The 11,458-nt window shown below is 48.9% G+C and carries 8 protein-coding genes; 3 read left to right on the forward strand and 5 right to left on the reverse strand.

Annotated features, from left to right (window positions below; genetic code table 11):
* Positions 1–75: 75 nt before the first annotated feature.
* Positions 76–633: a pilin gene (locus ABD892_RS13935; RefSeq protein WP_345196415.1), complete on the reverse strand. Its 558-nt coding sequence runs from the start codon at positions 631–633 to the stop codon at positions 76–78.
* 259 nt (positions 634–892) lie between these two features.
* On the opposite strand from ABD892_RS13935, the gene ABD892_RS13940 reads away from it, so the two are divergent.
* Positions 893–2,683, forward strand: coding sequence for an AMP-dependent synthetase/ligase (locus tag ABD892_RS13940; protein WP_345196416.1), 1,791 nt, complete (start codon positions 893–895; stop codon positions 2,681–2,683).
* 74 nt (positions 2,684–2,757) lie between these two features.
* Here ABD892_RS13940 and ABD892_RS13945 read toward each other — a convergent pair whose 3' ends face one another.
* Together ABD892_RS13945 and rhlB are read right to left on the reverse strand one after the other, a co-directional pair.
* Positions 2,758–4,161, reverse strand: coding sequence for a PhoH family protein (locus ABD892_RS13945; RefSeq protein ID WP_345196418.1), 1,404 nt, complete (start codon positions 4,159–4,161; stop codon positions 2,758–2,760).
* 272 nt (positions 4,162–4,433) lie between these two features.
* Entirely contained in the window at positions 4,434–5,639 is a 1,206-nt protein-coding gene (gene rhlB, locus ABD892_RS13950) for an ATP-dependent RNA helicase RhlB (RefSeq protein ID WP_345196425.1), read from the reverse strand.
* Positions 5,640–6,058: 419 nt separating this feature from the next.
* Between rhlB and ABD892_RS13955 the strand changes: the two genes are divergently transcribed.
* Positions 6,059–7,042, forward strand: coding sequence for a pyridoxal-phosphate dependent enzyme (locus ABD892_RS13955; protein ID WP_345196419.1), 984 nt, complete (start codon positions 6,059–6,061; stop codon positions 7,040–7,042).
* Between the two features lies 1 nt (position 7,043).
* Here ABD892_RS13955 and ABD892_RS13960 read toward each other — a convergent pair whose 3' ends face one another.
* Together ABD892_RS13960 and ABD892_RS13965 are read right to left on the reverse strand one after the other, a co-directional pair.
* A complete protein-coding gene (locus ABD892_RS13960; RefSeq protein WP_345196421.1) occupies positions 7,044–7,298 on the reverse strand; it encodes a hypothetical protein in 255 nt (84 codons plus the stop codon).
* A 148-nt stretch (positions 7,299–7,446) separates the two neighbouring features.
* Positions 7,447–8,361 carry a glutaminase gene (locus ABD892_RS13965; RefSeq protein WP_345196422.1) on the reverse strand — a complete coding sequence of 305 codons (915 nt, stop codon included), beginning with the start codon at positions 8,359–8,361 and terminating at the stop codon, positions 7,447–7,449.
* 260 nt (positions 8,362–8,621) lie between these two features.
* Between ABD892_RS13965 and ABD892_RS13970 the strand changes: the two genes are divergently transcribed.
* Entirely contained in the window at positions 8,622–11,360 is a 2,739-nt protein-coding gene (locus ABD892_RS13970) for a protein kinase domain-containing protein (protein WP_345196423.1), read from the forward strand.
* Positions 11,361–11,458: the final 98 nt, after the last annotated feature.

An 11,458-nucleotide genomic window follows, 5' to 3' on the forward strand; every position in this document is an offset into this window, starting at 1 on the left:
AGGCTGGGTTACATGGCTGCGCGAACCTGCCCCATGCCAGCAAGGCTTCTCAAGCTGGCTGAGCCACAGTGGTAATCAGGAATCTTTTTGTTTTTTCCACGTATCAACGGTTTCATTGAGATCTTTTGTGCATGCTCCAGGGAAGTAGTTAAATGTTTTTTCCTGATCCTCTACGCTAGGCATAGCATATTCCATATTGAGCTTGGTCCAAACTTCCTTAGTGTCAGGATGTGCAGGAATGCATCTCCACCTTACCACACTGCTATTGGAGCTGATGGCATCGGCAAATAACAGCATACTGGCATTGCTGAGAGTTTCGTCGAATCTAACGTAGACGTGGCCCCCGCCCAGAAATACATGATCGACATGCATATTTTTTGGGTAATGAATAAATCCTTTTCCATCATCATTAATACCGAGATCGCCAAAGGTTGTTGGCCAGCTACCAGCAGAGCTAAAGTATTCCATGGATTGCTGTTTGAAGCCGCCTGCCAGCGCCAATCCTTCAGTGATTTTTGCTCGCGCTACGTAATTTTGATAGGCAGGCATAGCAACAGCCGATAGCAATCCGATGATGGCAACGACAATCATTAATTCAATGAGTGTGAATCCTTTTTGAACGTAACTTTTCATGCCCCTGTCCCACAAATAATGGTGTTATTAATTAATCCTAGTGGTTTTTGAATAGTGGTAGCTTTATGGCTTTGGCTTTGTTATGCCTATTGATAATCAGATTGTTTTTATTTATTAAAAAATAATCTTGTTTTGGGAGCCTGGGATTATTTTTTAGTCAAAAAAGGTCAGGTATCTGCGCTCACACCGTATTGACCGTATTTTCGCTACGAGACAGACTTGCATCCGCTCAATACGAGCGGATATTCCGGAATATTTCATGCAAAGTGTGACAGACTGGCACCTGGTGCGACTGTTTCGTGAACGAGTCAGCCAATACCGTGACAGAATTGCCATCAAATACCAACAAGGACGCTCCTGGAAAACCATTAACTGGCAGCAATTTGGCCATCGTGTTGATGCACTGGCCTGCGCCTTGTTGCGTGAAGGGATTGGTGTTCAGGAGAAAGTGGCGATCTTTGCCCGTAATATGCCTGATTGGACGATTGCTGATCTGGCAATCCTGTCCTGCCGGGCTGTGACGGTACCGCTTTATCCGACCAGCACAACCGGGCAGGCTCAATATATCCTTAATGATGCTGAGGCCAGGATCCTGTTTGTGGGGGAGCAGGAGCAGTTTGACAAGGCCGAATCGCTTCTCTCTGGTACGTCGGTATTGGAAAAAATTGTTGTGCTGGATCCCGGCGTGGATATTCGTAACTGTCCGCAAGCCGTCTATTTGAAGGACTTTATCGGGTGTGCAACAACGACCGCTTTTCGTGATCTGCTGACAGCGCGGTTTGAGAGCAGTGATATGGATGATCTGGTCACCCTGATCTACACCTCAGGTACAACGGGGGAGCCCAAGGGGGTGATGCTGGATTACCGAAATTTTGGCACTGCCCTGCGCCTGCACGATCAGCGGTTGTTGTTGACGGAGGCGGATGTTTCTCTCTGTTTTCTGCCCCTCAGTCATGTGTTTGAAAGAGCCTGGACGTTTTACGTCATGTATCGAGGCGCCACCAATGCCTATATCCGTGATCCGGCAGCCGTGAGAGAGGCGCTGGCATCGGTGCGTCCAACGGTTATGTGTGCCGTACCACGATTTTATGAGAAAATTCATTCGGCGATTATGGCACGAGTTGAACAGGCGACTCCTTTCAGGAAGCGACTGTTTCGCTGGGCCCTGGCGACCGGTGAGCGTTATTTTCAGCGGCAGCAGTCTGGCAGATGGATGACACCGGGACTTCGTTTGACCCATGCCATTGCTGACAAACTGGTTTTCCAGAAGTTACGAGTTCTTGTCGGTGGACGAGTGCGCTTCTTCCCCTGTGCGGGTGCCAGGCTGGCCGACGACATCAACCTGTTTTTCCAGGTGATTGGTCTGAATATCAAATACGGCTATGGCCTGACAGAAACAACGGCAACCGTCAGTTGCTATGGTGATGCCATTGCGCTGGGCTCGATTGGCAAGCCGTTGCCGGAAGTGGACATCAGGATCGGTGCCGATAATGAAATCCAGGTGCGCGGTGGTACCGTGATGAGAGGGTATTACCGTAAACCTGAAGCAACCCGTGAAGCGTTCATCGACGGCTGGTTCCGAACGGGGGATGCTGGCTATATTGATGATCAGGGTAACCTGGTCATGACTGAGCGCATCAAGGAGCTGATGAAAACCTCCGGTGGCAAGTATGTTGCGCCACAGGTGGTCGAAGGCACCATTGTGCGTGATCATTTTGTTGAGCAGGTCGCGATTATTGCGGATGCCCGGAAATTTGTGTCCGCCTTGATTGTGCCAGCGTATGAAGCGCTTGAAGAGTATGCACGATCCATGGGGGTGAAGTTTGAATCGCGGATGGATCTGATTCGTGACCAATCGATTCAGGCATTGTTTCAGCAGCGCCTGGAAAGTCTGCAGAAGGAGTTGCCCCGTTTTGAGAAAGTGAAAAAGTTCACATTGCTGCCACGGGAATTCTCGTTGGACCTGGGTGAGATGACGCCCACCCTCAAGTTGAGAAGAAAAGTGATAATGGAACGGTTCGGCAAGGAAATTGAGGCAATGTATACCTGATCAGGTTTCATTGTTCGTATAAAAAGGCCTGATGAGTTCATCATCAGGCCTTGTTTGTTTATGTAGCGTATAACTTACAGGTTTTCTTCCGCGAAAGCCGCCAGTGCGGAGCGGGGAACCCCTTCCAATTGAACCATTCCGCCGAATTCAAACCCTCTGAAACGTCCTGTCAGGTAAGTCAGTCCGGAACTGGTTGGGCTGAGGTACGGCGTATCAATTTGGGCCAGGTTGCCCAGGCAAATCACCTTGGTGCCCATCCCTGCACGTGTGATGATGGTTTTCATCTGGTGCGGTGTCAGGTTCTGGCATTCATCAATGATGATCAGGCTTTCCTGAAAGCTTCTGCCCCGTATGTAATTCAGTGATTTGAAGTGAATGGGTACCTGGTTGAGAATGTAGTCCACACTGCCGTTAGTGTTTTCGTCATCCCGATGCAGGGCTTCCATATTATCCGTAATCGCGCCTAGCCAAGGCTCCATTTTTTCCTGTTCTGTACCTGGCAGATAGCCGATATCCTCATCCAGTCCTCGCGTACTACGGGTCGCGATAATACGTCGGTATTGCTTGGAGGCTACCGTCATTTCAATCGCCGCGGCGAGTGCCAGAATCGTCTTACCGGAACCGGCCGGGCCATTCAGATTGACCAGCTGTATATCCGGGTCAAGTAATAGATGCAGGGCAATTGCCTGATGGAGATCCAGTGGTTGCAGCCCCCAGGCTTTTTGATGCATCAGGCTTTCTTCGGATAAATGTAGTAGCCTGATTTTATCGTCTGTTGCCTGTATGACACGACCAACAAAGCCTTGCTCATCAATGATGAACTCATTAATGGTGATCTCTTCGAGGATACCGGCCCGGGGAAGCGTATGGTATGTGTGGCCGTTAGCCTGTTCCGTGTTTACCTGGTCTACGTTATCCCAGAAACTGCCTTCAACCTCCAGAAAGCCCTTACTAAGCAGTTTGACGTCTGAGATTTGCTGGTCGTTATGGTAGTCCTCCGCCGGAATGCCACAACCACGCGCCTTAAGACGCATGTTGATATCTTTGGTGACCAGGACAAACTCGCCATCAGGACGCGCTTTCTGCAGTTGACAGATGTCGTTGATTATCTGGTTGTCGTTGAGGTTGTTGGAAAGGTGTGTGAGGTTATCCTTGGCGTGTTCCATCATGATGGAGAGCGTACCCTGCGGAGGATCCTGCTCGCCTCGCATAATGGGAACGCCACGGCCAATCTCTTCAGGGCTGGCATTGCCGACGATTTTATCAATCAATCGGATGGCTTGCCGACAGTCTGCCGCGATGGTTTGTTTACTGTTCTTGAGGTGGTCCAGTTCCTCCAGGACGGTCATCGGGATGATAACGCGGTGTTCGTCGAAGTTCAGTAGAGCGTTTGGATCGTGTATGAGAACGTTGCTGTCCAGTATGTAGGTGGTCGTTTGAGGGGATGTGATCGATTCAAGCTTCACTGCTCGAGGCATATTAGCAGCTCCATTTCGATGGTTGGATCACTGGCCTGGTAACAGTCCATATTACCCAGACCTGTTTTCATTATGAGATAAAGATTCGCGAGCATGCAAGTGATGCTTATAATCTCTGGTAATAAAAAATTGCCAAGTCCGATCTGGATTTTTCAGAACGTTCTAAAGGGCTTGCTGGGGCTGGGATTGTACATTTGGGAAGGGGCGCACAGGCACCAGAAGTGGCGTGCACGCCCGGATAAGAGATGCTGGAAAACTGGCGTTTGTCAGGCTCAGTGGCTGAGTAATTCCTCTGGGGGTGATGTCATTTTGAGCTTGTCACCCAGCAGTTCTTCCAGTGTGGGGATCAGGAATGCATCATCCTCACAGGCAAAACTGACCGAAATGCCGCTAGCACCTGCCCGTCCGGTTCTGCCAATACGGTGGACATAGTCTTCCGGATCTTCCGGCAAGTTGTAGTTGATGACATGGGATATACCGTCAACATGGATGCCACGGCCAGCAACATCTGTTGCCACCAGTACCCGGATCTTGCCGTTCTTGAAGTTCTCCAGTGTGCGGATACGCTTGTTTTGGGGGATTTCGCCGGACAGCATGTCAGAGTTGATCCCGTCTTTTTTCAGTTTTTCTGTCAGGCGACGCGTTTGATCCCGCCGATTGGTAAAAACGATCACCCGATCCAGCTTCTGACGGGTAATCATGTTATGGAGAATCCGGTATTTTTCTTCGGTGGATACAATGTAAACTTTTTGTTCAACATTGTCCGTGGCTACATGATCCGGCTCAATTTCAACCCTGACAGGGTGCCAGGTCCACTGTTCAGCCAGGCGCATAACGTCGTCGTTAAACGTGGCCGAGAACAATAATGTCTGCCGGTCACCGGGGCGAGGGGTTGCACGAACAATGCGGCGTACCTGGGGAATGAATCCCATATCCAGCATACGGTCAGCTTCATCCAGAACCAGCGTTTCAACCAGATCCAGGTAGACATCGCGTTTTTCGTTATAGTCAAGCAGGCGTCCTGGTGTGGCGATCAGGATATCAACAAAGTTTTCCTGAAGGTGTTTACGTTGTTTTTCGTAGTCCATGCCGCCGACCACCATGACGACATGTAAGTCTGTATAACGGGTTAATGCCTTGGCGTCTTCACAGATCTGGATGGCCAGCTCCCGGGTTGGTGCAACGATGACAGCGCGGGGTTCGCCCAGATAACGTTCTGATGGTGGAGGGGTTTCCAGCAGTTGTTTGATGGTGGCAATCAAAAATGCAGCGGTTTTGCCGGTACCGGTCTGAGCTTTGCCGATAGCATCCTGCCCTTCCAGGGTTGAGCCCAGAACCTCTGCCTGAATGGGCGTACAGTACTGGAAACCCTGTTCCTGAATCGCTCTCATCAGTGGTGCGGGCAGATTAAAATCGTGAAAACGAGTTTTGCCTTTTTCGGGAGGAACTTCGAACTGGCTGATATCCCAAGGGGGCATGGCCGGTTTGTGGCTGTTGCGCGGCTTGTTGTGCCGGGACTGCGGTTTTTTGCCGGGCTTGCCACCACGGTTGCCCTGGCGTCCTGGCTTCTTGGCTTGCCGGGGCGCGGTGCTGGCAGGCTGTTCTTTCGGCGCCGGCGACTTTTTGCGAAAAATGTTCAGGAAACCACTCAAAATTACTGTCTTTCCTTGCACGGCCTGCTGGTATTTGAGAGCAGGAGACCAATAAAAATAAATAGCTGGATAGCTAACCCTCAAGGGAAGCAGTGTCAGCCTTGATGACATAATGGATGAAATATTACAGCCTTGTCACGATATTGCCTAGTTGAACAGACAGTTATGTCATGGACTTTAGTACCGTGCACTCTAGACTCGGTCAAGGTGACGACAGCCCGGAATCTGTTACATGGGGTAAAGGCATGGTTAACAGTCTTTTATGGGTGGCGCAGGCACAACAGAAGCTATTGGCTGAATTGCCTGGGCAGACACCATTACTGAAACTTGATGTCCTCCGTCCTGGAGGACAGAAACTTTATCTCAAGGATGAGTCCTGGAATCCAGTGGGTAGCTGGCGCCAGCGGGTAGCGCGTGTGCTATTTCTGCACGCGCTGAACCAGCGGCAGCTGGAGGCCGATAAGCCAGTGATCAGTAATTCACCACCCGCGATGGCCATCGCGGAGGCGTGGTATGCACAAATGTTAGGCTTGCCCTATGTTGCGGTTATTCCTGATCATTGCCCGTTGAAAGAGTCCATGCAAATTGAGTTCTGCAGTGGCATTTGTCACCGGGTGGCACTGGATACGTTGCAGGATGCAACGAAAGAGGTCGCATCTGAGTTAACCGGCGTGCAGTTTAATAACTTGACCGCCGATGTCAGTCTTTTACGAACCTCTGCAGAACCCTTGGTGCGTGAAACGCAGGAGCAGCTGGCTCTGAGTGCATCAGAGTGTTCGGGAGTGACCTTTCTGATCGGCGCATCGGAACAAGAGCTTAATAAAGCATTGAGTGTTTTGCATGATGAATCACGATGTAACCAGGCGCTGTATGTCATGGTGGCAGGAATGGATTATCAGCAGCGGGATATCAATCCGCAGCATTTAGAGGGGGCGCTATCGGAAATCTCACCAGCAGCTTCACAAGCGGGTGTTGAGTGGCTGAACGATTTGACCGGTCGCCGCTTTTCGCTTGAAACCGGTGCAGCCTATGTTGCCCTCATGGAGGGAGGAGCTCCGTTGGATGCTGCTAACTATCTGGTGATCGTTGCCGAAAGTGCTGGCTGCCATGAGTCAGATCAGCTCATGACACGAACCAAGCGCGAGTGGCTGCGTTATCGTGAGTCTCTCCAGCTGGAGCGGTGGACGGACAAGCTTCCCCATCCACCCGGAGAGCCGGAAACAGACTAAATCAGAAGTGCTGTTTCATGAAGGTGAAACTGGCGCGACTCTTGCGGGTCACTTTTTCCACCTTATGGCGCCGATCCATCTCTTCTTCTTCCGTGTCTTCAAGGCAGGGATCAAGCTCCCGTTCAATAACGGGCGTAACAACGACATACATACCACAGAAGACATGGCGACTTGTGGAAATGCTGCCCAAGGCAGGGCAGAAGCCCAAAGCCTGTGATTGACCCATGGTAATTGGCGAGATAGTCAAATGACCCATGAGATAATACCTCCTAATCTCAGAACCGATATCAAGCGCCCTAAATACCCTTGAATAAGCCTGGAATTCCGGTTTCTCATGAATTTTGACAGTCTAGCGCCCTCAGGGTTCCTAGTTTAGCAGCGATTGCCGGTTTGTCAGGAAAATGTCAGAAAATGGCCAGCCCGGTTTTCTGACAGAACAGCTCCAGGGCCTGCATGCCCGCCAGGGAGTTCCCCTTGGGACCCAGGGCAGGGCTCCAGACGCAGATACTCATCTGCTTGGGCACGATGGCGACAATCCCGCCACCAACGCCGCTTTTGCAGGGCAGGCCGACATGAAAGGCAAATTCGCCAGCTTCGTCATAGGTACCACAGGTCATCATCAGGGAGTTGATCCGGCGGGTTTGGTGGCTGGACAGAATCGGGCTGACACTGCCGGGCATCCGGCCTGCATTGGCCAGGAAACGGAAGGAACGGGCCAGATCCATACAGGTCATCGCCAATGAGCACTGGTAGAAATATGTGGTCAGGATCTGTTCGGTATCGTTGGCGATATTGTCGAAACTGCACAGGTAGTTGATCAGCGCCCGGTTTCGGTGGCCATGAGCCAGCTCGGAACGGAAAACCTCTTCATCATAGGTGATGTCCGGGTTGCCGGCGCAGCTTCGGGCGAACTCCAGGATAACGTCGACCGGTTCGCTGGAGCGGCTGATGATACTGTCAGTAATCACTAACGCACCGGCATTGATAAATGGGTTTCTGGGAATGCCATGTTCATATTCCAGCTGGGACAGGGAATTGAAAGCATTGCCAGAAGGCTCAACCCCGACCCGGCTCCACAGGTCGTCATCGCACAGACGCATGGCCAGCGCCAGGTTAAAGACCTTGGAGATACTCTGGATAGAGAAGGGCTTAAAGGCATCTCCGGCGGCAAAGTCCTCACCATCCATGGTGCTGATGGCGATGCCGAACTGGCAGGGATCGACTTCCGCCAGCGCAGGGATGTAATCCGCGACGGCGCCTTCCCCCAACGTCGGGCGGATCTCTTCAATGATTTCTTCGAGGATTTTCTGATAGTACATGGATGACAACGCAGCTATCCGTAACTCATTCTGATCAAAAGGCGCGTTTTTATACCAGCTCAATGTGATGGGTGCAAAATTTTTCGACAATTCTTGATCAAGGAGGATGATTTAGTCCATTGGACTTATTTAAATAATGACTTTGGCTCGTGCAAATTAAAAGGAATTATCCATTGACCTATATTTTAACCATTTTGTTAGTGATCGTGACAGAAAGATTAAATATTATTTTTTGAATTTATGGCGAGGTGTATAGCGCAATGCAGGTTTATCCTCAGGCAGGGTGTTCTGGACAAATAAGAACGCTGCAAGTGCAAAGGAATTATGCACCGAGAGTCTCTTTTTGCCAGTCCTGTCGTGAATTTTTTTGTGTGCTCTGGTCGATACTGTGTTGCAGAAGATCTCTCTGTAACTGGAAAATAACCATTGCCAACGACAGAAATCCCTTCATTATTGATTCAGAGATTAGGTGTCAGTCAAAAAAACAAGGTTTCTTTGTTCAGAACACTAATGCAAGAGGGCCTATAGCCTCCCAATTTGTCAAGGATTTTCTGATTGATCATATTCTGGAAAAACAACGTGGATTAATTGATGGTATCACTGTTGTTCATTGTGTTTTTAATATTGAAAGTTTCGAAGTTGTTCGGTTGCTCAGCGAAATAGCAAGGGATTATGCGGATGATCCAATAGCAGATAGTGCAGCTCGCATTGCACAGGAACTGTCTAATGTCATAAGAAGTCAATCTAACCCACTAACGCCCTATAACCCAAAACTTCGGCGGTTACTCAATAATGCTAGAAGTGAACCCGCGTTTTTTAATTACGCGCTACAAGAAATTATGGGTGGGGTAGCACACCCTCTATCTCAGGAAATTTATACTTGTCTGGGGCATCCAAACCCACGTGCTGCCGAAGCAGCTTCCATTCACCGTTCCAGGTTACACAACAGGCTCAGGCATCCAGTTAGCCCAGTGCGCCATACACACACGCCTTTCCCTGGTGTTGATCAAGCACCTGTTGAACCCGGTTATGGTAGGCAGCGTGAAAGAGGAAAGCTTGTTGTACCGTCTTCCCAATCATCAGATGGCGATTTTGATGCATCGGAAGCACAGCCTGATTCGAGGCTTCATAGATATGATGCCAGTGAGGAGTATCTTAATACCCTGCAGCAGCCATGTCCGTATGACACTGCTGTTCCAGGAATGCTGGCATCAGGAATAGAAACAGGTTCGCGACTAGTTTCGCTGGAGAAGAGGGATGAACCCGACAGGCGCAGACATCCAGAAAGAGGAAGGGTGATTTGGCCTTCAGAATCATCTGATAGCAGCCCTGACCCAACAGCTCAGCCTTATTGGTGGCTGGATAAGCATCAATCGGGGCAAGAGGTTTCCGGGCAGGGGGGTCTTAATTTATCGAGTGATGATCAATCCTTGAAAGGTTGGCAAGACAAATTTTCTGCTGAATTTCCCCAGAAAGGCTTTAGCCGTAGTCGGGGGGATTCAAACGATTCAGATACTGATTCTCAGGCATTTCATGGATTAATTGCTGGTGGCAACTCAGATTTGCGCACAGGCAGATCACATACGGGTGTAGATTCAGAATTGATTGAACCTGATAGAAAGTCTTCTGGAGAATCTACTGATAAGAGCTTTGATTGGGGGGCAGCATATGCCTCAATGGGTTCTGCGGATATAAGTATTACAAGGGAGGCTGGAGATGGTGAGAATAAAGAGTCACTTTCAGTGCCGGGAAGTGGTGTTGATGTTTATGCAGAAGGCACCCGTATAGGAAATATTGGAACCGTTGTTGAATATGCTGATTATTCATCACAAGCATCTTTGATTGACGAGTCAATACCAGAGGCCGGTGCATGCGGTGTTGATCGGACTAAAGTTTTTACTCAATCCCCTGAGAGTTTAGAGGCCAGCATTCTGCGCAGTGATAGCATGAGAGCCGATTGGGAGCGTATCCGAGAGGATTTTAAGGCTTATCCTGATTTGCTTGAAGAGTATGACTCTTTAAGTCAGGAACATATTGATTATGTTGATGTAAAAGAACAGCTCTATATGTCTCTGCCCTTTGGAGAGGGAGGCTTTGGGCAGGTTGCTCGTGTTACGGTCGATGATGATAGGAAACTAGTATATAAAAGGGCGCTTAAAAAAGAAGGTGGTACTGTGGCACATGAGAATGCCATTTTACGAAAACTGAATCACCCTAATATAATCAAAGTTTCAGAACTGGGAGGTGGGCGGTCTTGTTTAGTGAAGAAGCGCCGTAAATCTGGAGATAAACCAAGTTTTGATGTTATGAGGGTTCATGATGTGGCTGAGCAGTTTCAATCTGGTTATTTTATGGAGTTTCAACCAAGAAGCTTGGCCGCGGCAATAGAGCAGGGCATCCTGACAAATAGTGAAAGAGAAAAAATAGCTTTCGGGGTGATAGATGCACTGAGTTATTTAGAGCGAAACAGAATCCTTCATTTAGATATTAAGCCCGATAATATATTGTTATCAGATGAAGGCCAGCCAAAGGTGTGCGATTTCGGAAATGCCAAGGAATTTGGTAATGATGATGAAGGTTGGTTGACTGATACGACTGATGGTACGCTCTGTTTTATGCCTGTTGAGTTAGCACTTGTCAGAGATAGAAAGAAAAAGAAAATGCCTTATAGTCAGGTTGATGGAGCTAAAGCGGATGCATGGAGTTTGGGGATTACATTGCTTGAATTATATTTTTCTAATAATGTGGATTCGTTATGGAATAATTACTTCATATCCTTTTTGGTTGCCCATATGGATGAGAAAAGAATCACTACGGATCTACCAGGCGCTACAGAAAAATATTTGTCAGCATTAAAGGGATTGGTTAATCAACTGCCAGAACCAATCAGACATGTAGTGTCACAACTCTTAAAAATTAATCCTGATGAACGTTGGAAAATAAGTGATGCTATGCGTTACTTGAAAAGTGAAGGCTATATGTCAAGTGATAGACGGTGAAAAGAGACCCGTCTTTTATCCTTAACTCCCGCTTAACGATCTGAAGAAGTAAGGCTAAATTGAATGAAGAGAGCGTCCCCTGTGCTCTTCAGGCAAAA

This window comes from Kistimonas scapharcae (genome assembly GCF_039540975.1).
GTDB lineage: Bacteria > Pseudomonadota > Gammaproteobacteria > Pseudomonadales > Endozoicomonadaceae > Kistimonas > Kistimonas scapharcae.